Origin of the sequence: Phenylobacterium sp. (assembly GCF_016124325.1) — a bacterium.
Classification (GTDB): Bacteria; Pseudomonadota; Alphaproteobacteria; order Caulobacterales; family Caulobacteraceae; genus Phenylobacterium.
The window spans coordinates 1-22,445 of sequence record NZ_WGNY01000026.1; the positions used below are offsets into that span (position 1 = coordinate 1).

Sequence of the window (22,445 nt, forward strand, 5' to 3'; positions counted from 1 at the left end):
GTTGTAGGCGCCGGCCCGGGCGAACTCGCCCTGGATCACCCGCGCCTCGGCGCCGGAGAGCCCGCCGCCGCCGTACTGCTTGGGCCAGGTGGGCGTGCCCCACCCCTTCTCGCCCACCGCCTTGCGCCAGGCTTCCTGGTCCGCGGTCGGCTTCTCGGCGCGGCCTTCGCCGGCCATCGGATTGGGCTTGCCCTTGAGCGAGGCGGGGAAATTCGCCGTCACCCAGTCCCGGACCTCCTTGCGGAAGGCCTCCAGGTCAGTTCCGCCAAAATCAGCCATTCGAAATCTCGTCCTCTTCAAATTTCTCCCCTCCCCCTTGCGGGGAGGGGTCGGGGGTGGGGGTGCATTCAATTGGGCGCTGAGCCGACACCCCCACTCCCAACCCTCTCCCCGCAAGGGGGAGAGGGCTATTTCTCTTAGCCCTTCTGCGTGGTCTCCGGCAGTCCCAGGATGCGCTTGGAGATGATGTTGAGCTGCACCTCCCAGGAGCCGCCGGCGATCTTGCCGGCCTTGGAGCGCAGCATGGTCTTGATGGCGGCCACCTCGTGCCTCGCGAAGGCCTCGCCGCCCCAGCCCAGGCCCTGGCAGCCCAGGATCTCGACCGCCAGCTCGGACTTCTCGGTGCGGACGTTCGAGCCCACGTTCTTGAGCACCGAGGAGGCGGCGCTGGGGCCGGAGTTGCCGCGGTTCTCGACCGCCGCACGCCGGCCGGTGAGCTGGAAGGCGCGCTCCTCCATCAGGTGGTCGGTGAGCCGGCGGCGCAGGTCCGGATCGGCCAGGCGGCCCGTCTCGTCCAGGCCGACGTAGGTCTTCGCCAGTTCGGTGATCGTGGGCCCTTCCAGCGACCCGGGCGGGGCGCCGCCGCCGGCGCCGGAGATGCCCTGCCGCTCGTGCTGGAGCAGGCGCTTGGCCACCGTCCAGCCGCCGTTCAGCGGGCCCACGAGGTTCTCCTTCGGCGCCTTGGCGTCGGTGAAGAAGGTCTCGCAGAAGGGCGTGGTGTCGTTGATCAGCCGGATCGGCCGGGCCTCGACCCCCGGCTGATGCATGTCGATCATCACGAAGCTGATGCCCTCGTGCTTCTTCGTGGGATCGGTGCGCACCAGGCAGAAGCACATGTCGGCGAGATGGGCGCCGGAAGTCCAAATTTTTGAACCATTTATGAGGAAGTGGTCGCCCTTGTCCTCGGCCTTGGTCTGCAGGCCGGCCAGGTCGGAGCCCGCCCCCGGTTCGCTGAAGCCCTGGCACCAGCGCACCTCGCCGCGGACGATGGGCGGGATGTGCTTCTGCTTCTGGGCCTCGTCGCCGTACTCCAGCAGCGTGGGGCCGAACATGATGACGCCCATGCCGCCGATGGGGTTGTAGGCGCCGGCCCGGGCCAGTTCCTCGGCGATCACCGCGGCCTCGGCGCGGGAGAGCCCGCCGCCGCCGTACTGGCTGGGCCAGGTGGGAACGCCCCAGCCCTTCTCGCCCATGGCCTTGCGCCAGGCGTCCTGGTCGGGACTCAGCTCGCGGCCCTCGGGCGCGGGCCGGCCCTTGAGCGACGCGGGGAAGTTCGCCGCGATCCAGTCCCTGGCCTCGGCCCGGAAGGCCTCGAGGTCGGCTCCGCCGAAGTCAGCCATGTCAGTTCCTCCCTCGACCCATTTTCAGATCGTCATCCCCGGGCTTGTCCAGGGGATCCATGAACACCGATCTTTTAGGCGGCGCCTCCGTCGGCCGTGTTCATGGATGGCCCGGACAGGCCGGGCCATGACGCCATAAGCGCGCTCCGGGTCAGCTCGATTGGGTCGTGTCGGGCAGTCCCAGGATGCGCTTGGAGACGATGTTGGACTGGACCTCCTGGCTGCCGCCGAAGATGGTCCAGGCCTTGCCCGAGAGCCACGAGCGCACGGCCTCCAGTTCGTCCTTCTGGAAGTCGTCGCCCGACCAGCCGAGGCCCTGCGCGCCCATCACCTCGATGAGCAGCTCGGCGCGTTCCTGGCCGATCCAGGTGCCCGAGTTCTTCATGATCGAGGTGGCGGCCGAGGGGCTGGAATTGCCCTTGGACTCGGCGAAGGCCCGCTGCAGCGTCAGGCCGTGGGCGCGGGCGTCCATCTCGTTCCGGGCGATGCGCATGCGCAGGTCGGAATCGGCGATGCGGCCCGCCTCGTCGACGCCGACGTATGTCTTGGCGATCTCGGACACCTTGGCGCCGCCGGTCATGCGGCCGCCGCCCTGGCCCGACCGCTCGTGCTGGAGCAGGCGCTTGCCCACCGTCCAGCCGCCGTTCAGCGGGCCGACCATGTCGTTCTTCTCGGCGCGGGCGTCGGTGAAGAAGGTCTCGCAGAAGGGCGAGGAGCCGGCGATCAGCTTGATCGGCCGCGTCTCGACCCCCGGCTGGTTCATGTTGATCAGCACGAAGCTGATGCCCTCATGCTTCTTGGAGGTGTCGGTCCGCACCAGGCAGAAGCACCAGTCGGCCCATTGCGCGCCGCTCGTCCAGATTTTCTGGCCGTTGATTTTCCAGTGGTCTCCGGCGTCCTCGCACTTGGTCTGGAGACTGGCGAGGTCGGAGCCGGCGCCCGGTTCGGAATAGCCCTGGCACCAGCGGATCTCGCCCCGGACGATGGGCGGGATGTGGCGTTCCTTCTGGTCCTCCGTGCCGTACTCCAGCAGCGTGGGGCCGAACATCGAAAGGCCCATGCCGACCATCGGGTTGTAGGCGCCGATGCGGTCCATCTCCTGCTGGAGCACGCGGGCCTCGGACTGGCTGAGGCCGCCGGCGCCGTACTTCTTGGGCCAGGTGGGGCAGCCCCACCCCTTCTCGGCCATCCGCTGCTTCCACACGAGATGGTCGCCGGTGGGCTTGAAGCCGCCCGTCATGGCGCGCGTCCCGGCTTCGGGATCGTCGCGCAGCGACTTGGGGAAATTGGCTTCGAGCCATTCGCGCGCCTCGGCGCGGAAGGCGTCCAGATCGGTCCCTCCGAAATCCGCCATCATGAACCTCCCGAAATTATGGTCGTTTGAAATACCGCTTTTTCTAATCCTACTTCGGATCTGGCAATCCGAGGACTCGTTTTGAGACGACGTTGAGGTTGATTTCGGAGCTGCCGCCCTCGATCGAATTGGCCTTCGAGCGCAGCCAGCTGCGCACCGCGGCCGCCTCGCCCGCGGCGAAGCCGTCGCCGCCCCAGCCCAGCCCCTGATGGCCCAGGCTCTCGACCACGAGCTCGTTGCGGTCCTGGGCGATCTTGGCCCCGGCGTACTTCATGGCCGCGGCCAGGTTCGACGGACCCGCCCCCGAGCGCGCCTCGTCCTGCTGGCGCCGCACGGTGAGCTGGAAGGCCTTGTTCTCCATCAGGTGTTCGGTGACGCGCCGCCGCAGGTCGGGGTCGGCCAGCCGGCCGGTCTCGTCGAGGCCGACGTTGGCCTTGGCCGCCTCGATCACGGTGGGGACGACCGAGGCCGCGCCGATGTTGCCCGAGCCCAGGCTGGCGCCGATGCCGTCGCGCTCGTGCTGCAGCAGGCGCTTGGCGATGGTCCAGCCGCCGTTCAGCGGCCCGAACAGCTGGTCCTTCGGCACCTTCACGTCGGTGAAGAAGGTCTCGCAGAAGGGCGAGGTGCCGTTGATCAGCAGGATCGGCCGGACCTCGACGCCCGGAGCGTGCATGTCGATCAGCAGGAAGCTGATGCCCTCATGCTTCTTGGAGGTGTCGGTCCGCACCAGGCAGTAGCAGCGGTCGGCGTACTGGGCGCCGCTTGTCCAGATTTTCGACCCGTTCACCAGGAAGTGGTCGCCCTTGTCCTCGGCGCGGGTCTGCAGGCCCGCCAGGTCGGAGCCGGCGCCGGGCTCGGAATAGCCCTGGCACCACCAGACCTCGCCCATGACGATGCCGGGGAAGTGCTGCTTCTTCAGGGCGTCGGAGCCGTACTCCATGAGCGTCGGCCCGAACATGGAGACGCCCATGCCGCCGATCGGGTTGCGGGCGCCGATGGAGGCCATCTCCTCGGCCAGCACGCGCGCCTGCTCGCGGGTGAGGCCGCCGCCGCCGATGTCCTTCGGCCAGGTGGGGACGCCCCAGCCCTTGGCGCCCAGGGCCAGACGCCAGGCCTTCGCCTCGGCCGTCTCGGGCCGCGCCTGCAGCTTGGCCAGCTGGGTGTCGAAGTCGTGGGCCAGGGATTTCGGAAAGTTGGCCGCGAGCCAGTCGCGCGCCTCGGCCCGGAAGGCCTCCACGTCGCCGCCGAAGTCCGCCATCAGAAAATTCCTCCTCTAGATCCCGGATCGGCCTCGCAGGCGTCCGGGATGACGCTCCGCGTCACTTCGGGTCCGGCAGGCCGAGCACGCGCTTGGCCACCACGTTGAGGTTCACTTCGCTGGTCCCGCCCTCGATCGAGTTGGCCTTGGTGCGCAGCCAGCCGCGCACGGCCATGATCTCCGAGCCCTCGTAGCCCGCGCCGTCCCAGCCCAGGCCCTGGTGGCCCATGGCCTCGACCATCAGCTCGGACCGTTCCTTGGCGAACTCGGCCGCGGCGTATTTGATGATCGAGGTCGTGGCCGAGGGCCCGTTGCCGGCGCGGCTCTCGGCGGCCGAGCGGGCGATGGTCTGGCGCAGCGCCTGGAAGTTCATCTTGTTCTCGGTGATGCGCCGGCGCAGGTCGGTGTCGGAGAGCCCGTCCGCATCGCCCGCGTAGCGCTTGGCGATCTCGCCAAGGTCGCCCGAGGCGCCGCCCGCCGAGCCGCCGTCGCCGAAGCCGGCCGAGATGTTCTGGCGCTCGTATTGCAGGAGGCGCTTGGCGATCTCCCAGCCGCCGTTCAGCCGGCCCACCAGGTTGCCCTTGGGGATCTTCACGTCGGTGAAGAAGGTCTCGCAGAACGGGCTCTCGCCGCTGATCAGCTGGATGGGCCGGGTCTCGACGCCAGGGCTCTTCATGTCGATCAGCACGAACGAGATGCCCTCGTGCTTCTTGGTGGTGTCGGTGCGCACCAGGCAGAAGCACCAGTCGGCCTTGTCGGCGTAGCTCGTCCAGATCTTGCTTCCGTTTATGAGCCAGTGGTCGCCCTTGTCCTCGCAGCGGGTGGCGAGACCGGCGAGGTCGGAGCCGGCGCCCGGCTCGGAATAGCCCTGGCACCAGCGGATCTGGCCCTGGATGATCCTGGGCAGGTGCTCGCGCTTCTGCTCCTCGTTGGCGTATTCGAGCAGGACGGGGCCCAGCATCCAGACACCGAACGAGGCGAGCGGCGCGCGATAGCGGCCGGCGGCCAGTTCCCGGTCCAGCACGCGGGCCTGGGCGGGCGAGAGGCCGCCGCCGCCGTATTCCCTGGGCCAGGTCGGCGCGGTCCAGCCCTTCTCGGCCATGCGCTTCATCCAGACGATCTGCGGATCGTCGGAGCCGGCGAAGGCGCGGCCGCCCCACACGGCCTCGGGATCGGTCGCGGCCTTGGGGTCGCGCAGCTCGGCCGGATAGAGGGCCGCGAGCGCCTCGCGCACCTCCGTGGCGAAGGCGTCGAGTTCGGCGGCGCCGAAGTCGGCCATGACGTTCTCCTTGTCGGGACCTTTTTCCCAAGCTTAGCGCCGGGCGGACGCAGGGCAAGCGCAACAAAACAGTTGTTTGAGCGCGGCGCGGCGAACCCGGCTAATAGACGCCCCGATGCGTGTCTTCCGTGACCTCCATCCCGCGGCCCTGGCCGCCGCGCCGCTGGCTGGAGCGGTGCTGACCCTGGCGGCGGGCGTGATGCTGCTGGCCTCGGCCGCCACGCCGTCGGCGCCGGAGCGCTTCGTCGAGCTCCTGAAGTTCGAGCCGGTGCTGCTGATCGAGATCGGCCACTTCCTCTCCAGCGTCCTGGGGCTGGTGCTGGTGATGCTGGCGTTCGGCCTGCGCGCGCGGCTGGACGCGGCCTGGGCGGCGACGCTGATCGTCCTGCTGGTCGCCGCCCCGCTCAGCCTGGTGAAGGGCTTCATCTGGGAGGAGACGACGGTGCTCGTCGGGCTGGCCGTGCTGCTGGCCCCGTTCCGCGCCGCCTTTCCCCGCACCGCCCGGCTGAGCCGGATGGAGGTGACGCCCGGCTGGCTGGTGTCGGCCGTGTGCCTGGTGGCCGGCGTCGGCCTTCTGGGCCTGTGGTCGTTCGAACACGCCGACTACGGCGAGCTGCCCTGGTGGCGGGTGATGGCCGACGCCGACGCCGAGCGGTCGCTGCGAGCCTGGGCCGGATCGGCGCTGGTCCTGATCGCCTTCGGGGTCTGGCGGCTGTTCGCCTCCGCCGCGACGCCGCCGATCGTCGGCGACGAGGACCCCGACTTCGAGCGCGTCCGGACCATCCTGGCCAATGCGGAGGTCTCGCGGCCGGGCTCGAACCTGGCGTTGCTCGGCGACAAGCGGTTCCTGTTCTCGGCGTCGGGGGAAAGTTTCCTGATGTTCGGCGTCCGGGGGCGCAGCTGGGTGGCGCTGGGCCCGCCCGTGGGCCGGCGCGACGAGCGGCTGGAGCTGCTCTGGCGGTTCCGCGAACTCGCCGATGCGCATGCCGCGCGGCCCGGCCTCTACGGCCTGGAGGCCGAGGACCTGCCCGACGTGGTCGAGCTGGGGTTCTCGATCCAGAAGCTGGGGGAGTCGGCGCTGACCCCGCTGGAGACCTTCAGCCTCGAGGGCCGCCGCCGGGGCAACCTGCGCCGGGCGTGGCGCAAGGCCGCCGAGGAAGGCGCGACCTTCGAAGTCGTCCCCCGCGAGCGCGTGGCGCCGCTCATCTCCGAGCTGAGGGCCGTTTCGGACGACTGGCTGGCCGACCACGCCGGCGGCGAGAAGGGCTTTTCGCTGGGCGGCTTCCTGCCGCGATATGTCCAGGAATTCCCGGTGGCGGTGGTGCGCTGGGGCGGGCGCGTGATCGCCTTCGCGACGCTATGGACCACGCCGTCGAAGGCCTCGTTCTCGATCGACCTGATGCGCTATCGCGACGAGGGCCCGCGCAACGTCATGGACTATCTCTTCGTCGAGCTGATGGAGTGGGGCCGCGCCCAGGGGTACGTCGCCTTCGACTTCGGCATGGCCCCGCTGGCGGGCCTCGACGATCGCCCGCTGGCCCCGATCATGTCGCGCGTGGGCCGGCTGATCTTCGACCGCGGCGAGGAAATCTACAACTTCCAGGGCGTGCGGCGGTACAAGGACAAGTACGACCCGCTCTGGCAGCCGCGCTACGTCGCCGCGCCGCACAAGTGGGCCATCCCGCGGCTGGTGGCCGATGTGGGCCTGCTGTCGTCCGGGGGCATGGCGGGCCTGGCCAAGCGCCCGAAGAAGGCCGAGGAGCCGCTGCCGCAGGCGGCCTAGCGGTGGGGCAGCCAGCCCGACAGCCGCAGCGCCTGGAAGATCAGCAGGATCGCCACGGCCGCGCTGAGCAGCATGATGAAGCGCCAGGGGACGAGCCGCGGCCCCCGCTGGAGGTTGGGCGGACGCGCGCCCCGCCACCCGGCGACGAGCGCCAGCGCGGCCAGGCCGCCGCCCACGGCGAATAGGGTGCGGAAGTCCATCCACCCGCTCTAGTCGTGGCCACCGGTTTGGCAAGCGGCATCGTCGCCGCGGCCCGGCGAAGCCGTCCACAGGAACGGCCCCCGCGACACCATATCTGGTGGTGCGGCTTCGTTTACACCCCAGGAATCGGCCGATACCGTTTCGTCTCAGGCGGAGAAGCGATTCGGATGAGCGCGGGGGCGCCTTGGAGCGTTAAGGGGATCGATCCCAAGGCCCGCGAGGTCGCGAAGGATCTTGCCCGGCGCTCGGGCATGACCCTCGGCGAATGGCTGAACCGGATGATCCTCGAGGACGACCTGCCCGAGGAGGTCACCGCCGAGTCGCAACTGGGCGCGCGCCTCTACCGGCCGGCCCCCGACGCCTGGCGGCCGCGCACCGAATCCGACACCTCGCAGGACTTCGCCCGGATCGCCGCCTCGCTCGACCGGCTGACCGACCGGATCGAATCCGCCGAGACCCGCGCCGGCCTGGCGATCAATGGCGTCGAGCATTCGGTGCGCCAGGCGCTGGCCCGGATCGACGCCACGGAGCGCGAACAGCACAGCCAGACCGCGCGGCTCGAAGGCCTGCTGTCGGAAGGATCGGCCCAGCAGAGCTATCTGGGCGAGCGGCTTCGGCGGCTGGAGGCGCAGCCGGCGGGCCCCCGATCGACCGAGGTGCTCAAGGCGCTGGAACAGCGGCTCACCCGGATCGAGCCCGAAGTGGTCGTCGAGACGGTGCTGCTGCGGCTGGGCGACCGGCTCGCCGACGCCGAGGCTCGGACCACCGCGGCGCTCAACGACCTGAAATCGGCCATGAGCGCGCTCGACAAGCGCCTGAGCCTGGCCGAACAGGGCAGCTCGGCCGAGGCCGAGGTCAAGTTCGAGGCCCTGGCGCAGGTGCTGGGCCATCGGGTCGAGGCCCTGCGCGCGGAGGTGGCCGACAAGCTGGCGGCCTCGGCGGGACCGCAGGTGGAGAAGCGCCTGGCCGAGATGGGCGCGCACATCCGCGAGGCCGAGGAGCGGACCGCCCACGCCGTCGAGGAGATGGGCCGCAAGGTGCTCGGCATGGCCGAGGCTGTCGGCCGCAAGCTGGAGGAAGTGGACCAGCGCGGCGCCGAGGCCATCGACCAGGTGGGCTCGGAGGTGGCGCGGATCGCCAGCGCCGTGGAGCAGCGGCTCGGCCGCGCCGAGCAGACCCAGGCCGAGGCGTTCGAACGGCTCGGGGCGGAGCTGACCCGGGTGAGCGACTCCCTCGACGGGCGCCTCACCACCTCCGAGCAGCGGGCCGCCCAGGCGCTGGAGGACCTGGGCGCGCAGGTCGAGCGGATCCGCATGCGCGCGGCGGAGGCGCCGGCTGCGGAACCGGTCTGGCGTGCGGCGACGCCCGAGGCCGCCGCGCAGGCCGCCGAGGCCCAGCCGTTCGCGATGCCGCCGGGCGCGTCCTTCGGTCCCGACCTGGCCGCGCGCAGCGAGCCCGAGCCGCGCACCTTCGCCGAGGCGGAGGACCCGGACGCGGTCTACCCGCCCTGGCGTCGCCTGGACCTGGACGTGCCGGAGACCAAGGTCCCGGAGGGCTTCGCTCCGATCCAGGATCCCGACGAGGAGCTGTTCGCCGACAACGAGGGCGAGGGCGAGGGTGTTCGGTGGCCCGGCCCCCAGCTTTCCACCCGCGAGGTGATCGAACGCGCCCAGGCCGCCGCGCGCGCGAACGAGATCGCGCAGGGCGCGAAGGCCATGAAGAAGATGCGGGCCAAGAGCGGCAAGGGCGGCCTGTTCCGAAGCCTCACCTCGCGTCCGCGGCGGGGCAGTTCGGCGATGCAGACCGCGCTGATGGTGGCCGGCGGCGCCGCGTTCCTGAGCGTCGGCGCGGCGGGTCTGGTGCTGATGCAGGGCCCCCAGGATCAGGACCGCACCGCGGAGGTCGCCCCGATCGGCGACAACCCGCGGGCGTCGGTGGCGCTGGCGCCCGGACTGGCTTCCCCGGGCGCCGCCGCGATCCAGCCCAGCCCCGTGTTCGCCCAGGTGCGGGCCGGCGTGGAAGCCGGCGAGCCCGGCGCGCTGGGCAAGCTGAAGGCCCTGGCCGAAGCCGGCCACGCCCAGGCCCAGCTCTATCTCGCCCAGCTCTACGACGCCGGCGAGGCTGGGCTGCCGCAGGACCCGGTGGAGGCCCGCCGCCTCACGACGCTGGCGGCCGAGAACGGCGATGTGCGCGCGATGCACAACCTGGGCGTCTACTACTTCCGCGGCGAGGGCGGCGGACAGGACCTGCCGACGGCGGTGAAGTGGTTCGAGAAGGCCGCCGCGGCCGGGGTGGTGGAGAGCCAGTACAATCTGGGCCTCATCTACGAGTCGGGCAGCGGAGCCCCGAAGGACCTCGAAACAGCGCGGATGTGGTTCCAGCGCGCGGCCGACCGCGGCGACGCCGATGCGCGCCAGGCGCTGGCGAAGCTGTCGCCCAAGGCTCCGGCGGCGGCTCCGGCGACGCCATCGCCCGCCCCCGCAGCGACGGCGACCGCCGCGATGGGGCCCTCGATCAACGTGCGGCAGACCCAGAAGGTGCTGGCCCGGCTGGGCTATTACGACGGCCCGGCCGACGGCTATTCGAACCCGGCCTACCGGATGGCGCTCGCCGCCTACCAGCGCGACCTTGCGCCGGGCCCGCGGCCCCACGTTTCCGAGCGTTGAGGCCAGGTCCGACAGGCCTTCTCACGCCCGCGACCACCGCCCATGCCCGCGGGGCATGGGATTTCGGTCTGGACCCGGCCGGACGGGGGTCGTAGGCGCGGACCGTGGACATCTACCTGCCCATCGCCGAGGTCGCCGTGAACGCCCCGCTCATCGTGGCGCTGGGCGCCCTGGTGGGCTTCATCTCGGGCATGTTCGGCATCGGTGGCGGCTTCCTGATGACGCCGCTCCTGGTGTTCTTCGGTGTGCCGGCGCCGGTGGCCGTCGGGTCGATGGCCAACCACGTGGCGGCCTCGTCCATGTCGAGCGTGATCGCCTACAGCCGCCGGCGCGCCGTCGACCTGCGGATGGGCGCGGTGCTGGCGACCGGCGGGGTGATCGGGGCCTACGCCGGCGTGGAGATCTTCCGCCTGCTGCGCCTGCTGGGTCAGGCCGACCTGGTGGTGTCGGTCTCGTACCTGGTGTTCCTGAGCGTCATCGGCGGGCTGATGCTGACCGAGAGCCTGGGCGCCATCCTGCGCCGCCGCCGGGGCGAGCCGCAGCCGCCGCACCGCGACCGCCGGCCGGTGTGGCTGTACGGCCTGCCGCTGAAGATGCGGTTCCCGCGCTCTCGGCTCTACATCAGCGTGATCCCGCCGCTGTTGCTGGGCGCGTTCGTGGGCATGCTCTCGGCGATCATGGGCGTGGGCGGCGGCTTCATCCTGGTGCCGGCGATGGTCTATCTGCTTCGCATGCCGGCCGGCATGGTGGTGGGCACCAGCCTGCTGCAGATCATCATCACCACGGCGCTCACCGGCGTGCTGCAGGCCGGGCGAAACCAGACCGTCGATATCGTGCTGGCGACGCTGCTGCTGGTGGGCGGGGTGATGGGCGCCCAGCTCGGCGCGCGGGCCTCGGCGCGCTTCCGGGCCGAGGAGCTGCGGGCGATCCTGGCGCTGATCGTGCTGCTGGTCGGGCTGCGCATGGGCCTGGGCCTGTTCTTCCGGCCCGAGGAGCCCTTCATCCTGATGTCGGGGATGGGAGGGTGATGGCCGACCTCCCCCTGCCGCCGCACGTGGCCGAAGCGCCGCCCGCCGCCGAGGCGCCGCAGGTGCGCGCGCCCGAGGCGCCCAAGCCGATCATCTCGGCGGCGCTGACCGACGCCAATATCCAGGTGAAGTCGAACTTCCGCGGCGCGCGGATCGTGCTCTACGGCGCGGTGTTCGACGCCGCCGCCCGGCCCAGCGACGTGGTGGTGCTGGTGCGCGGCCCCGAGCAGCCGGTGCGGATCACCCGCAAGATCCAGGTGGCGGGCCTGTGGATCAACAGCCGGCCGGTGGTGTTCCGCGGCGCGCCGGGCTTCTACCGCGCCGCCTCCAACCGCCCGCTGGCCGACATCGCCAACTTCGGAACCCTGCGCCGGCTGGGCGCCGGCATCGACCACCTGACCTTCGCCGCCCCGGCCGAGCAGCGGGTGGAGACGCGCTACGGCGTGCGCGACGTGGTCGTGAACCAGCTGGGCGCCGACTACTACGACTGGAAGAGCGCGGTGGTGCGCCTGAAGGAAGCGGCGGGTCTCTATCGCGAGGACGAGCACGGCGTCCGGTTCGTGGACCGGGGCCTGTTCCGCGCCGAGATCGCCCTGCCGGCGGGCGCGCCCACGGGCGTCTACCGGGCCGACATCATCCTCTTCCAGAACGGCAAGCCGGTGGCCCAGCGAACCCGCACCCTGACCGTGCAGAAGGTGGGCGCCGAACGGGCCCTTTACGTGTTGGCCCATGACAGGCCATGGTCCTACGGTCTGGCCTCCATGGCGTTCGCCCTGGCGGTCGGTTGGGCGGCCTCGGCGGCATTCCGGAGAGATTGATTGCTCATGGATGACGTGCGGCCTGCCCGACGGGCGGAGTCCATTCCGATCGCCCTATGGGTCATCGCGCTGACGGCGGTGGCCCCCTTCCCCGGCGCCGCCATCGTCTACTGCTACGGCCCCGCCAAGTTCGCCGCCCCTGCGCTGGGCGTATTGCTCACCTGGTCGGCGGTGGTGCTGTCGTTCCTGGGCGGCGTCCGCTGGGGCCTGGAGACGCGCGAGCCCCGGCCCCGCTGGCAGCGGCAGACCTTCTCGGCGCTCTGCGCGATGGCGGCGATGGTGGTGCTGCTGGCCCGCGACCGGGCGCCCGACACCTGGATCCTCGGCGGCTTCATCGTGGCCTTCCTGATCCAGTGGCTGTTCGACCACCAGACGCCCGACAGCCCTTCCCGCTATCCGCTGCTCTCGACGACGCTCACCGCCGCCGCCTGCATCTCGCTGTCGCTGGCCCTCGAAAGCGCCATGCACGCCTGACGCCCCTTCCCCCGGCGCGCCAAGCCCCTATGTCTTAGCATCGTTAACATCGGGAGGCGGGGCATGGCGGGCAAGGGAACGGTGCTGGTCACCGGCGGGTCGGGCTACATCGGCGGCTGGTGCGTGATCGGGCTCCTGAAGGAAGGCTACGCCGTGCGCACGACGGTGCGCGACCTCGCCAAGGAGCCGGCCGTCCGCGCCGCCCTGGGCAAGGCGGCCGACACCACGAACCTCAGCTTCCACGCCGCCGACCTGATGTCGGACGCCGGATGGGACGCCGCGACCGAGGGCTGCGACTACGTCCTGCACGTGGCCTCGCCGCTGGGGGTGACCGACCCGAAGGACCCCGACGTGCTGATCCGGCCGGCCCGCGAGGGCGCCCGGCGGGCGGTGAGCGCGGCCATCAAGGCCGGGGTGAAGCGGGTGGTGCAGACCTCGTCGGTGGCCGCGACCAGCCCGATCGAAGGCGCCAGCGACTTCCTCGCCGACGAGACCGTCTGGACAGACCCCAACGCGCAAGGCGTGAGCGTCTACGCTCAGTCCAAGACCCTGGCCGAGCGGGCGGCCTGGGAGCTGATCGGCGAGGCCGGCGGCAGGACGACGCTGGCCACGGTGAACCCGACGCTGGTGCTAGGCCCGGTGCTGAGCGGCGACTTCTCGGACTCGGTGCAGGTGGTCGAGCGCCTGCTGACCGGCCGCATGCCGGGCATGCCGCGGATGGGCTTCAACGTGGTCGACGTGCGCGACGTGGCCGACCTGCACATCCGCGCCATGACCGCACCCGAGGCGGCGGGCCAGCGCCTGATCGCGGCGAGCGGCTTCGCGTGGATGGCGGAGATGGCCGACATGCTGAAGGCCGAACTGGGCCCGGCGGCCGCCAAGGTCCCGACCCGAAAGGTCCCCGACCTGATGGTGCGCCTGGCCAGCCTGTTCGACACCGACCTGCGCTTCGTCGTTCCGCGGCTGGGCCGGCGCTACGACTTCACCTCGAAGAAGGCGCAGGAGCTGCTTGGCTGGCGGCCTCGGCCCGTGCGCGAGACGGTGATGGACTGCGCCCGCAGCCTGATCGAGGCGGGCGCCGTCTAGGGCGACGGCGTCACCGTCGCGCACTGGCGCGCGCCGAAGTCCTTCGGCGGTGCGGGATCGTCCTCGGTCACCTGGCGGTTGAAGGTGAAGCTGGCCAGCAGGGGCGGCTCCTCCTCGGAGAAGACGTCGGCCGGGGTGGCGTGGATCTCGACGACGACGTCGATCTCGCCGGGCGGCGTGAGGTTGGTCCCGAAGCTCCAGGGCTTGTCGGGCTCGCCCGCGCTCAGGACGAACGTGCCCTTGCTGGGCGAATGGGCGCGGGAGCCGTCGCCGACGATGCCCTTGCCCTTGATCATGTAATAGAAGTCGAAGTCGGTGTTGGCTTCGAACCACAGGGCCAGCCCGTGATAGTCGTCGTCGTCCAGCGTCTCGACCAGCCAGGCGCAGACGCGGACCGGCGCGGCGGCGGCCGGCTGGCCCAGCCCGGCCAGCGAGAGCCCGGCGGCAAGCGCCAGGCCCCAATGGAATCCTCGGTTCATCTGCGCCTCCCCCGGCCGGATCGAGCGAACCCTATCCTCGCGCGGCCGCGTTGCGGAAGCGGCGACGGAATGGGTTCGTCGGACATACGTTTTTGCTAGCTTGGTCGGATGTTGCTTCGCCTCGCGTTCGCCGCCGCCACAGCCTTCATGGCGGCCCTGCCGGCCTTCGCCGCCGAGCCGCCCACCCAGACCGCCGGAGGCCTGACGCTGGTGGACCTGACCCCGATGTTCGCCGAGACCTTCGACCGGACGGCCGGGCTGGACGAGGCGGCGCGGGCAGCCGCCTTCAAGGCGCAATTCGCCCAGGCCCTGCCCGGCTTCTACGACGAGGTGCGGTTCAAGGGCTCGGCCGAGCGCTTCCAGAAGCAGATGTCCCGGGGGCTGGCGGCGTTTCCCGACCAGCGCGCCGGGATCGCCCAGGTGAGCGCCCGCTTCGGCGAGATGTTCCGCCCGGCGCTCGCCAGCTTCGAGAGCGAGTTCGGGCCGATGGAGGGCTATCCGCCGATCTTCCTCGTGGACAGCCTGGGCGAGTTCGACGGCGGCACCCGCGACCTGGCCGACGGCAACCACCTGATGTTCGGCGCCGACGTCATCGCCCGCCTGCACCTTGGCCACCGCATCCAGCCGTTCTTCCATCACGAGCTGTTCCACATCTATCACGGCCGCCGCTTCCCGGAGTGCGACCAGGTCTGGTGCGGGCTCTGGGCCGAGGGTCTCGCGGTCTATGTGGCCCAGAGCCTCAACCCGGACGCCACGGACGACGAGCTTCTGCTGACCTTCCCCGAGCCGATCCGCCCCGCCGTGGAGAAGGATCGCAAGGCCGCGGTCTGCGCCGTAGCCGCGCGGCTCGACTCGCGGTCGGAGGACGACCTGAACGCGCTCTTCAGCATGGGGCGGCTGAGCGCGGGACTGCCGCCGCGCTTCGGCTACTATGTCGGCTATCTGGTCGCCCGCGAGCAGGGCCGGACCCACACATTGAAGGCGCTGGCGGCGATGCCCGCGGAAGAGGTTCGTCCCATGCTGCAGGCCACGCTCGCGACGCTCGCGGGCGGATGCGACTGAACAGTCCATGCTGATCCTCGCAGCGGCGCTGGCCGTGGCCGTCGCCGTGATCGCCGCCCTCAACGTGGGGCCCATCCAGCGCTCGAAGTCGTGGGAGGCGACGGTCACGCCGCTGGCCTCGATCATCGGCAGCGGCTTCCTGATCTGCGGCCCCCTTCTCGCGCGAGAGTTCGGCGGGGCCGCGGCGCCGGCCATGGGCGTGCTGCTGCTGCTGGCCTACGGCCTGGGCGCGGTGGTGCGGTTCAACATCCGTCGACTGGAGCCCCTGCTCGCGGACCTGCCGCCGCGCGACCCGATCGCCTGGACGGCGCGGTTCACCCAGGCGGTGCTGGCGGCCGCCTACGCCGTGTCGGTGGCCTATTACCTGAAGCTCCTCGCCGAGTTCGCCCTGCGGCCCTTCGCCCTGGGACCGGACCTCCAGGCCCTGGCCTCGCGCGGGCTGGTGACCGCGCTGGTGGGGATGTTCGTGGTCCTGGCGCTGAGCGGCGGGCTTCACCGCATGGAGCGGCTGGCGCACATGACGGTGTCGCTGAAGCTGGGCGTGATCGCGGGCATGTTCGTGGCCCTGGCGCTCAGCTGGATCACCGCCGCGGCGCCGCCGGGCCTGCCGCCGCTGAAGGTGTCCGTCCAGAGCCTCCCGATGCTGCTCGGGCTGTTGATCACCGTCCAGGGGTTCGAGACATCACGCTACATGGGCGAGGCGTACGGCCCGGAAGTGCGCCGCCGCGCCATGCGCCACGCCCAATGGATCTCGTCGGCGATCTACATGGTGTTCCTGGTCCTGCTGACGCCGTTCCTCGGCCGCGCAGCCCAGACCGAGGGCGTGGCCGGCATCCTCGACATCATGGCGCTGACCGCCCCGCTGATGGGCGGCGTGGTGATGACCGGCGCGCTCGCCAGCCAGCTCAGCGCCGCCACCGCCGACTCGATCGGCTCGGCGGGCCTGGCGAGCGAACTCAGCGAGAAGCGCCTGTCGCTGAAGATGGGGTTCGTCGCCTCGGCGGCCCTGACCGTCGCCGTCGTCTGGCTCACCGATCCGTTCGAGGTGGTGGCCGCCGCCTCGCGCGCGTTCGGCGCGTTCTACATGCTGCAGTGCGTGCTGGCGGTGATGGCCGCCCGCCGAACCGGCGCGGCCGGCTGGCCCGCCCAGGTCGGCATGGCCGCCCTGGGCGCGGCGGCGCTGGCGGCCGCCCTCGCAGGCGCGCCGGCCGGAGGCTAGGCCGCCTCCGGCGCCGGCCTTCCGTCAGTGCGACGGGGCCGAGGACAGGTCCTTCAGCGACATCGCCGCCGGGCCCTCGGGCTCTGCCTTGGCGATCGGCTCGGCTCCCATGGCCTTCATGCCGTCCGGCGTGGACTCCGAGACCTGGGTCTCGGGATCGGCGGCGGCGTCGACCACTGGGGCGTTGCGCGGCTGGCATGCGCCGAGCGCGAGCGCGGCGAGGGCGGGAGCGAGAAGAAGGGTTCGCATGCGGGTCTTGGTCCTCAAGCCGCGTGGGTCTGGGGGCTTACGCCGGAGACGGCGCGCAGAGCATCGCGCACCTCGTCGACGGTTTCCAGCATTCGCACGCCCTTGTGGATCAGGGCGGCGGGCGACGGGTTGGCCGGCGCATCATAGCCGGCCGCCTGAAGCGCGCGCGACACGCTCTCGCCGAACGCCAGCACCGGCACGTCGGCCGCGTGCGCCGTGTTGACCAGCTTGTCGAAACCGCTGACCGATTCCGGCGAGCGCACCTCGCCGTTGCCGGGCGCCACGATGGCGGCCAGGCCGCCGGCCGCGATGTCCTGGACCCCGGCGGTCGGAAGCACCGTCACCGACGAATGCTGCGGCCCCGGGCGCTCGACCGGCTTGCCGTCGGCGGTCATGGGCGCGAGCGTGAGGCCCTCGTCCGTCATGAGCGTCTCGACGTCGCCCAGGCCGCCGAAGTCCATCTGGCGCGACATCAGGAGGCCGGCGCGGACGCGCGGGCCGCGCGAAAAGCGGTCGCCGGGGGCCTGACGGTTGTTGGAGCGTTGCGGGCGGGGTCTCATGGGCGGTCATCCTTTCGCTTCGATACAGACAAGTCTTGCAGCCGGGCCGCGATCGTAAGAGCGCAAGGAAGACAGTATTCGGAGGTAGCTCCTTCTGATGTCCGATCGTAGGGATTGGATATCAACTGCAATACGCCCGTAATTGCAAAACGAAGCGGCCGCCGCTCGCGGCGCGAGCGCGGGGCCGACATTCATTTTCTGCTGCAACGGGTCTTATGTCACAGGGCGGCGGAGCTGTCCACACTGCATCGCATCACGAGCCTGTCAGGTCGGTGATCTTGGCGGGCCGGCGCGGCGGGCCTTTTCCACGGCATGGCGGAGGCGCCGATCGTCGAGGCCGCCTTCCAGGCGGTAGGGGCCGACGAGATAGGAGGGCGTCCCCCGAAGGCCGAGGCCGAAGGCCTGCAGGGCGTGGCCCGACAGCTGGGCGTCGATGTCGCGCGCGTGGGCCGTCCGGTCCGCGGCGAGGCGGGCCGGGTCGGCGCCGGCCGAGGCCGCGATCGCGTCGATGCGCGCGGGATCGAGGGCGCCGCGGGCCGCCATCAGGGCGGCGTGGACCTCGCGGTACCGGCCCTGCCAGGCGGCGGCCAGGGCCGTGCGGGCGGCGTAGTCCGACATCGGCCCCCGGATCGGCCAGTCCTTCCAGATCACCCGCACGGTCGGATCGGCGCCGAGCAGCCGGCCCAGCGCGGGATCGGTGCTCTTGCAGATCGGGCACTGGTAGTCGGTGAAGACCACCACCGTGACCTCCGGCGCGGCGGCGCCCGAGGCCGGCGAGCCGGGGTCGCGCAAGACCTTGGCCACCACCGGGGTCAGCTCGAGCCGCTTGCCGTCCTGCGGCAGCCATCGGAGGCCCACGGAAACGGCCAGTCCCGCCGCCACGGCGACGGCCAGCAGCGCCCGCGGATGTCGCGCGAAAAAGCCCACGGCGATCCGATGCCGCCGAAATCGGCCCGGAGCAAGGCGGCGCGGCGCAAGGCCGCTCACGCCTCGGCGATGCGCCTCAGGCCGCGGGGATCGATGACGGCGAGGCCGCCGTAGGCGCGGCGGATCAGGCCGCGACGTTCGAAGTCGGCCAGGTGGGCGTTGGCCGCCTTGCGCGAGAGCCCCACCATCTCGCCGAGCGCCTGCTGGGTGAGCCGCAGGGTCTGGGGCGGCGGCGCGCCCCGGGCCAGGAGCTCGATGCGGGCCGCCAGCCGCTGGCGCGGCGACAGGGCCGCGGCCTCGGCCACGAGCTGCAGCAGGTTGCGCAGCTGGAGGTAGAGCAGCGCCGCCACCGCCTCCCAGATGCGCGGCGCGGCCTGGGCGATGCGACCGAGCGCGCGGTCCGACACCTGGAGCAGGCGGCTATCCTCCTGGCAGATCACGGTGACGAGACGCGGCCCGCCGCCGAAGCGGGTGGTCTGGCCGATGGCGACGCCGGGGCCCGCCTGGCCGATCAGCACCTCGCGGTCTCCGGGCGCCTTGCAAAGCATCTGGACCGAGCCGGAAAGGACCACCAGCACGCCGGCCTCGTCGTCGCCCTCGGCCTGCGCCCACTGGCCGACCGACAGGCGCAGGATGCGCGCGTTGGCCAGGATCGGCCCAATGAGGTCTTCGCGGCCCTGCCCGAGCCAGGCGGCGCCGCAGAGCGCGGCCAGCGTCAGGGCGCGATCTTCGGAATCCATCCCGGAAATGTAACGACTGGGACAATCGGGGCCAAGACGGCGCGTAGGATCGCCGCAAACAACGGGAGGAGCCGATGCTGGCGTCGGTGCTGGATATCGAACGGCTGGACGGCTGCGGCGTCCGCATCCGCGGGCTGGACGCCAAGGCGGCGTCGGACGCCGAGATCGACGCGCTGCGGACGGCGATCTTCGACCGCGGGGTCGTGTTCCTGGAGGATCAGGCCCTGGCGCCCGAGGACCAGATCGCCTTCGCCCGGCGGATCGCGCCCATCGTGGTCAACCGCTATTTCCCCAAGACCGAGCGCTATCCCGAGATCGCCAAGGTGGAGAAGTCGGAAGCCCAGACCACCAACATCGGCGGCGGCTGGCACACCGACCACAGCTATGACGCGGCCCCGGCCATGGGTTCGGTGCTGCTGGCGGTGGAGACCCCGCCCAGCGGCGGCGACACCCAGTTCGCCGACATGTACGCCGCCTACGAGGCGCTGTCGGACGGCTTCAAGGCGATGCTGTCGACGCTGAAGGCGCATCACGCCTCGGCCCATGTGTTCGGCGCCGGAAGCGGCTATGCGAACACCGATCGCAAGGAGCTGTCGGGCCACGCCGACACGCCCGAGGCCATCCATCCGGTGGTGATCACCCACCCCGGCAGCGGACGGAAGGCGCTGTACGTCAATCCGGCCTTCACCACCGGGATCATCGGCTGGAGCCCGGCCGAGAGCGAGGCGCTGCTGAGCTTCCTCTACCAGCACGCAGTGCAGCCGCAGTTTGTTCACCGCTTCTCGTGGCGCCCCGGTTCGATGGCGATCTGGGACAACCGCTGCACCTGGCACTACGCGATGAACGACTATCACGGCCATCGGCGGCTGATGCACCGGATCACCCTGGACGGGGTTCCGCTCGCCTAGGAGGCGGTCTGCCGCGGCAGACGCCGGCCTGGCGCATCGCGACGCACCGGCGTGCACGCCGACGCGCCTTCCCCCATGGCGGCCCGCCGCGCAGGATCATCGGGCGACGACGGACAGGCCGTTCGACCCGACGAAGCGTTCCCCCGAGCGCAGGGTCGCGCGGCGCCGCGCCTTGCCCAGTCGGTCCTCGCCTGGCGCAAGGCCGGAAACCAGCCCCTCCGGTCGCGCGCCGGAGGGGCCATCTTCGCGCCGAAACGCATCGCATGCCTGAGGAGCGGCCCTCGCCGCGGCGTCATCCCAGCGAACCAGGGAGCGCAGCGATGGTCAGGACGGGAGCGGCCGGCGCGGCCGCGGTGATGGCGATGCTGGCGGCGGGCGGCCCCGCCCGGGCCGGCGCCTACGACGGCAGCGTGATCGCCGAGGTCGGGGGAGCCGGACTCGTCGCCGACGCGGCCAAGGCGGCGCGAACGGACGTCCCGCTTCCGTGGCGGATCGACAGCGCCACGGCCTACGGCCTCGGATACGCCATCCCCCCAGCTCCGCGCGCATCGTTCGTCCTCGCCGCGCCGGGACGAAAGCGCGACCGCTACGGCGCGGGATTCGGCCGATCGGCGGCGGTGGGCGCGCCCGCACTGCCCGACGAGCGGGCCTGGTACAGCGGCCAGCCCGGCGCCGCGACGCTCGACGGCCTGTCGCTGAAGTTCACCCACCCCGACAACGCGATCGTGCGCGAGCTGCCCTGGGCGCACCGACGCGGCCTGCGCCTGTCGCTCACGGCGCAGTTCTGAGCCTCAGGGCGCGCTGTAGACGACCTGGCCGTCGACGATCGTCAGCACGGCGTGGGTCTTGAGGATCTCGGCTTCCGGAATGGTCATCAGGTCGGCCGAGAAGGCCGAGAGGTCGGCGCGCTTGCCCACCTCCAGCGTGCCCAGGTCGTCCTCGGCGAAGCGGGCCCAGGCGGACTTCGAGGTGAAGAGGGCGAGCGCCTCGTCGCGGCTCAGCCGCTGTTCCGGATGCCAGCCGGGGCCGGAGAAGCCCTTCAGGTCCTTGCGCGCGACGGCCGCGTAGAACTCGATCCGCGGGTCGCCCCGCTCGACCGGGGCGTCGGAGCCGCCGACCACCACCGCGCCGGAATCGATCAGGCTCTTCCACGCATAGGCGCCGGCCAGGCGCGCCATGCCCAGGCGGGCGGGGGCGAAGTGCAGGTCGCCGATGGCGTGGCTGGGCTGCATGGAGGCGACCACGCCCAGTTCGGCGAAACGCGGGATGTCGGCCAGGCGCAGGGTCTGGGAATGCTCGATGCGCCAGCGCAGACCCTGGGGCTTCTGCTCGGCGTAGAGGTCCAGCACATTGGCGTTGCCCCGGTCGCCGATGGCGTGGGTGGCCACCTGGATCCCGGCGGCCTTGGCCTGGGCCATGGTCTTGCGCATCACCTCGGGCGGCGTGCGGACCAGGCCGGTCGTGCCGGGGGCGTCGTCGTAGGGCGCGAACAGGGCCGCGCCGCGCGAGCCCAGCGCGCCGTCCTCGTAGAGCTTGATGGCCCGGGTGGTGATCCGGCCGTCCGGCGTGGCGCGCGGGCCGCCCGCGAACAGCGGCCCGGCCTGGTCGGCGTCGACGGCGTTGTAGACCCGCAGCGGGGTCTTGCCCTCGGCGTCGAGGGCTTCCAGCAGCAGCACGTCGTCCCAGGAGACGCTCATGGCGTGAACGCCGGTCCAGCCGTAGGCGGTCTCGACCCGGAAGGCGGCGTCGAAGGCGGCCCGACGGTCGGCCTCGGTCGGCTTCTCGCGCAGGCTGGCGACAAGGCGCTGGGCGTTGTCGACCAGCATGCCGGTGAGCCGGCCCTGCGGGTCCTTCAGGATGGCTCCGCCGGCCGGCGCGAGGGTGGATTCGTCGATGTGCGCGGCCTTCAGCGCGGCGGTGTTGGCCACCAGCGCGTGGCCGTCGGCGCGGACCAGCAGCACGGGGATGTCGGGGCTGAAGGCGTCGACGTCGGAACGGTCGAGGAAGCGGCCCTCGGGCCAGCCGGTCTCGATCCAGCCACGGCCCCAGACCGGCCCCTGCGGCTTGCGCGCTTCGATGTAGGCCTTCACCCGCGCCGCGGCCTCGGCGGCCGAACTGGAGCCTTCGAGATTCAGGCTGAGCTCCCGCTCGCCGATCCCGCGCAGGTGGGCGTGGCTGTCGGTGAAGCCGGGGAAGAGGGCCGCGCCCTTCAGGTCGATCACCTGCGTCTTCGGGCCGACGCGGGCCTGGGCTCCTGCCTTGGCGCCCACATAGGCGATGCGGCCGTCCTTGACGGCGACGGCCTCGACCTTGGCCGGCGTGGCGGCGGTGTAGACGGGCCCGCCCCAGATCACGAGGTCGGCGGGCGGTTCGGCCGCGGCGGCGGATCCGGCGAGGACGAAGGCGGCGGCGAACGCGAGGGCGGCTTTCATGGCGGCCAAGCTAGCGGTCGAACCCCATCGCAGCCAGTCTTCCGGGCGCGATCAGCTCAGTGGCCGCCCTCGCCGCCCAAGGCATGCTCATAGACGGCCTTGGCGGTGCCCGCGATGGTGCTGGCGGCGGTGCGCAGGGCGGCCTCGCCCACCAGCGTGTCGGCCGTCTCGGACAGGGCCATCAGCTCCTCGGCCACGGCCGCCAGCTTCAGATAGACATCCCGATCGGTCATGGACGACGCTCCCGCAGCGCGCGCCGCGGAGGCGCCGTCCCTGGTTGGGGCAGACCGGGCCCGGGTTCAA

23 protein-coding genes are annotated in these 22,445 nt (G+C 71.5%); 10 read left to right on the top strand and 13 right to left on the bottom strand.

Going from position 1 to position 22,445, the window contains the following annotated elements; translation table 11 throughout:
- The 5 genes from GC203_RS15160 to GC203_RS15180 all read right to left on the bottom strand — a co-directional run.
- The coding region (locus tag GC203_RS15160) for an acyl-CoA dehydrogenase family protein (RefSeq protein WP_293456075.1) at positions 1-279 on the bottom strand (279 nt) is incomplete at its 3' end.
- Between the two features lie 137 nt (positions 280-416).
- Complete coding sequence (locus GC203_RS15165; protein ID WP_293456077.1) at positions 417-1,619, bottom strand: acyl-CoA dehydrogenase family protein; 1,203 nt, start codon at positions 1,617-1,619, stop codon at positions 417-419.
- Between the two features lie 151 nt (positions 1,620-1,770).
- Positions 1,771-2,973 carry an acyl-CoA dehydrogenase family protein gene (locus tag GC203_RS15170; protein WP_293456079.1) on the bottom strand — a complete coding sequence of 401 codons (1,203 nt, stop codon included), beginning with the start codon at positions 2,971-2,973 and terminating at the stop codon, positions 1,771-1,773.
- Positions 2,974-3,022: 49 nt separating this feature from the next.
- On the bottom strand, positions 3,023-4,231 hold the full coding sequence (locus GC203_RS15175) for an acyl-CoA dehydrogenase family protein (RefSeq protein WP_293456082.1): 1,209 nt from the start codon (positions 4,229-4,231) through the stop codon (positions 3,023-3,025).
- A 61-nt stretch (positions 4,232-4,292) separates the two neighbouring features.
- Complete coding sequence (locus GC203_RS15180; protein ID WP_293456085.1) at positions 4,293-5,510, bottom strand: acyl-CoA dehydrogenase family protein; 1,218 nt, start codon at positions 5,508-5,510, stop codon at positions 4,293-4,295.
- Between the two features lie 115 nt (positions 5,511-5,625).
- On the opposite strand from GC203_RS15180, the gene GC203_RS15185 reads away from it, so the two are divergent.
- Positions 5,626-7,293, top strand: coding sequence for a GNAT family N-acetyltransferase (locus GC203_RS15185; protein WP_293456088.1), 1,668 nt, complete (start codon positions 5,626-5,628; stop codon positions 7,291-7,293).
- On the opposite strand, the gene GC203_RS15190 is transcribed toward GC203_RS15185, so the two are convergent.
- Positions 7,290-7,493 carry a hypothetical protein gene (locus GC203_RS15190; RefSeq protein ID WP_293456091.1) on the bottom strand — a complete coding sequence of 68 codons (204 nt, stop codon included), beginning with the start codon at positions 7,491-7,493 and terminating at the stop codon, positions 7,290-7,292. The genes GC203_RS15185 and GC203_RS15190 overlap by 4 nt on opposite strands.
- A 168-nt stretch (positions 7,494-7,661) precedes the next feature.
- Between GC203_RS15190 and GC203_RS15195 the strand changes: the two genes are divergently transcribed.
- The 5 genes from GC203_RS15195 (at position 7,662) to GC203_RS15215 (ending at position 13,566) form a co-directional block, all read left to right on the top strand.
- Positions 7,662-10,160: a peptidoglycan-binding protein gene (locus tag GC203_RS15195; protein WP_293456094.1), complete on the top strand. Its 2,499-nt coding sequence runs from the start codon at positions 7,662-7,664 to the stop codon at positions 10,158-10,160.
- Positions 10,161-10,264: 104 nt separating this feature from the next.
- Positions 10,265-11,188, top strand: a complete 924-nt coding sequence (locus GC203_RS15200; RefSeq protein ID WP_293456097.1) for a sulfite exporter TauE/SafE family protein — start codon at positions 10,265-10,267, stop codon at positions 11,186-11,188.
- Positions 11,188-12,006 carry a TIGR02186 family protein gene (locus GC203_RS15205; RefSeq protein WP_293456099.1) on the top strand — a complete coding sequence of 273 codons (819 nt, stop codon included), beginning with the start codon at positions 11,188-11,190 and terminating at the stop codon, positions 12,004-12,006. The genes GC203_RS15200 and GC203_RS15205 overlap by 1 nt, the downstream gene beginning before the upstream one ends.
- 6 nt (positions 12,007-12,012) lie before the next feature.
- On the top strand, positions 12,013-12,480 hold the full coding sequence (locus GC203_RS15210) for a DUF3429 domain-containing protein (RefSeq protein WP_293456102.1): 468 nt from the start codon (positions 12,013-12,015) through the stop codon (positions 12,478-12,480).
- A gap of 63 nt (positions 12,481-12,543) precedes the next feature.
- A complete protein-coding gene (locus GC203_RS15215; RefSeq protein ID WP_293456105.1) occupies positions 12,544-13,566 on the top strand; it encodes an aldehyde reductase in 1,023 nt (340 codons plus the stop codon).
- On the opposite strand, the gene GC203_RS15220 is transcribed toward GC203_RS15215, so the two are convergent.
- Complete coding sequence (locus tag GC203_RS15220; RefSeq protein WP_293456108.1) at positions 13,563-14,045, bottom strand: hypothetical protein; 483 nt, start codon at positions 14,043-14,045, stop codon at positions 13,563-13,565. The two genes, GC203_RS15215 and GC203_RS15220, sit on opposite strands and share 4 nt — an antisense overlap.
- 108 nt (positions 14,046-14,153) lie before the next feature.
- Here GC203_RS15220 and GC203_RS15225 point away from each other — a divergent pair, with 108 nt between their 5' ends.
- Both GC203_RS15225 and GC203_RS15230 read left to right on the top strand, forming a co-directional pair.
- On the top strand, positions 14,154-15,107 hold the full coding sequence (locus GC203_RS15225) for a hypothetical protein (RefSeq protein WP_293456110.1): 954 nt from the start codon (positions 14,154-14,156) through the stop codon (positions 15,105-15,107).
- Positions 15,108-15,114: 7 nt separating this feature from the next.
- A complete protein-coding gene (locus GC203_RS15230) occupies positions 15,115-16,326 on the top strand; it encodes a hypothetical protein (RefSeq protein ID WP_293456112.1) in 1,212 nt (403 codons plus the stop codon).
- Positions 16,327-16,350: 24 nt separating this feature from the next.
- Here GC203_RS15230 and GC203_RS15235 read toward each other — a convergent pair whose 3' ends face one another.
- From GC203_RS15235 to GC203_RS15250, 4 genes are all read right to left on the bottom strand, one after another.
- A complete protein-coding gene (locus GC203_RS15235) occupies positions 16,351-16,575 on the bottom strand; it encodes a hypothetical protein (protein ID WP_293456114.1) in 225 nt (74 codons plus the stop codon).
- 14 nt (positions 16,576-16,589) lie between these two features.
- Positions 16,590-17,135, bottom strand: a complete 546-nt coding sequence (locus tag GC203_RS15240) for a hypothetical protein (protein ID WP_293456116.1) — start codon at positions 17,133-17,135, stop codon at positions 16,590-16,592.
- A gap of 264 nt (positions 17,136-17,399) precedes the next feature.
- Positions 17,400-18,062, bottom strand: coding sequence for a DsbA family protein (locus GC203_RS15245; protein ID WP_293456119.1), 663 nt, complete (start codon positions 18,060-18,062; stop codon positions 17,400-17,402).
- Positions 18,063-18,118: 56 nt separating this feature from the next.
- Entirely contained in the window at positions 18,119-18,802 is a 684-nt protein-coding gene (locus tag GC203_RS15250) for a Crp/Fnr family transcriptional regulator (RefSeq protein ID WP_293456122.1), read from the bottom strand.
- Between the two features lie 74 nt (positions 18,803-18,876).
- On the opposite strand from GC203_RS15250, the gene GC203_RS15255 reads away from it, so the two are divergent.
- Both GC203_RS15255 and GC203_RS15260 read left to right on the top strand, forming a co-directional pair.
- Positions 18,877-19,710 carry a TauD/TfdA family dioxygenase gene (locus tag GC203_RS15255; protein ID WP_293456125.1) on the top strand — a complete coding sequence of 278 codons (834 nt, stop codon included), beginning with the start codon at positions 18,877-18,879 and terminating at the stop codon, positions 19,708-19,710.
- 320 nt (positions 19,711-20,030) lie between these two features.
- Positions 20,031-20,498, top strand: a complete 468-nt coding sequence (locus GC203_RS15260; RefSeq protein ID WP_293456127.1) for a hypothetical protein — start codon at positions 20,031-20,033, stop codon at positions 20,496-20,498.
- Positions 20,499-20,501: 3 nt separating this feature from the next.
- Here GC203_RS15260 and GC203_RS15265 read toward each other — a convergent pair whose 3' ends face one another.
- Together GC203_RS15265 and GC203_RS15270 are read right to left on the bottom strand one after the other, a co-directional pair.
- Positions 20,502-22,142 (bottom strand): amidohydrolase, encoded by a 1,641-nt coding sequence (locus GC203_RS15265; protein ID WP_293456130.1) that lies wholly within the window; start codon positions 22,140-22,142, stop codon positions 20,502-20,504.
- 56 nt (positions 22,143-22,198) lie between these two features.
- Complete coding sequence (locus GC203_RS15270) at positions 22,199-22,375, bottom strand: hypothetical protein (protein WP_293456133.1); 177 nt, start codon at positions 22,373-22,375, stop codon at positions 22,199-22,201.
- Positions 22,376-22,445: the final 70 nt, after the last annotated feature.

Excerpts from the sequence above, each read along its gene's own strand:
- GC203_RS15165 (WP_293456077.1), bottom strand. The coding sequence starts at position 1,619 with ATGGCTGACTTCGGCGGAGCCGACCTCGAGGCCTTCCGGGCCGAGGCC.
- GC203_RS15195 (WP_293456094.1), top strand. The coding sequence starts at position 7,662 with ATGAGCGCGGGGGCGCCTTGGAGCGTTAAGGGGATCGATCCCAAGGCC.
- GC203_RS15250 (WP_293456122.1), bottom strand. The coding sequence starts at position 18,802 with ATGGATTCCGAAGATCGCGCCCTGACGCTGGCCGCGCTCTGCGGCGCC.
- GC203_RS15225 (WP_293456110.1), top strand. The coding sequence starts at position 14,154 with ATGTTGCTTCGCCTCGCGTTCGCCGCCGCCACAGCCTTCATGGCGGCC.
- GC203_RS15255 (WP_293456125.1), top strand. The coding sequence starts at position 18,877 with ATGCTGGCGTCGGTGCTGGATATCGAACGGCTGGACGGCTGCGGCGTC.
- GC203_RS15220 (WP_293456108.1), bottom strand. The coding sequence starts at position 14,045 with ATGAACCGAGGATTCCATTGGGGCCTGGCGCTTGCCGCCGGGCTCTCG.
- GC203_RS15175 (WP_293456082.1), bottom strand. The coding sequence starts at position 4,231 with ATGGCGGACTTCGGCGGCGACGTGGAGGCCTTCCGGGCCGAGGCGCGC.
- GC203_RS15185 (WP_293456088.1), top strand. The coding sequence starts at position 5,626 with ATGCGTGTCTTCCGTGACCTCCATCCCGCGGCCCTGGCCGCCGCGCCG.
- GC203_RS15215 (WP_293456105.1), top strand. The coding sequence starts at position 12,544 with ATGGCGGGCAAGGGAACGGTGCTGGTCACCGGCGGGTCGGGCTACATC.
- GC203_RS15235 (WP_293456114.1), bottom strand. The coding sequence starts at position 16,575 with ATGCGAACCCTTCTTCTCGCTCCCGCCCTCGCCGCGCTCGCGCTCGGC.
- GC203_RS15230 (WP_293456112.1), top strand. The coding sequence starts at position 15,115 with ATGCTGATCCTCGCAGCGGCGCTGGCCGTGGCCGTCGCCGTGATCGCC.
- GC203_RS15205 (WP_293456099.1), top strand. The coding sequence starts at position 11,188 with ATGGCCGACCTCCCCCTGCCGCCGCACGTGGCCGAAGCGCCGCCCGCC.
- GC203_RS15265 (WP_293456130.1), bottom strand. The coding sequence starts at position 22,142 with ATGAAAGCCGCCCTCGCGTTCGCCGCCGCCTTCGTCCTCGCCGGATCC.
- GC203_RS15170 (WP_293456079.1), bottom strand. The coding sequence starts at position 2,973 with ATGGCGGATTTCGGAGGGACCGATCTGGACGCCTTCCGCGCCGAGGCG.
- GC203_RS15240 (WP_293456116.1), bottom strand. The coding sequence starts at position 17,135 with ATGAGACCCCGCCCGCAACGCTCCAACAACCGTCAGGCCCCCGGCGAC.
- GC203_RS15190 (WP_293456091.1), bottom strand. The coding sequence starts at position 7,493 with ATGGACTTCCGCACCCTATTCGCCGTGGGCGGCGGCCTGGCCGCGCTG.
- GC203_RS15210 (WP_293456102.1), top strand. The coding sequence starts at position 12,013 with ATGGATGACGTGCGGCCTGCCCGACGGGCGGAGTCCATTCCGATCGCC.
- GC203_RS15180 (WP_293456085.1), bottom strand. The coding sequence starts at position 5,510 with ATGGCCGACTTCGGCGCCGCCGAACTCGACGCCTTCGCCACGGAGGTG.
- GC203_RS15270 (WP_293456133.1), bottom strand. The coding sequence starts at position 22,375 with ATGACCGATCGGGATGTCTATCTGAAGCTGGCGGCCGTGGCCGAGGAG.
- GC203_RS15260 (WP_293456127.1), top strand. The coding sequence starts at position 20,031 with ATGGTCAGGACGGGAGCGGCCGGCGCGGCCGCGGTGATGGCGATGCTG.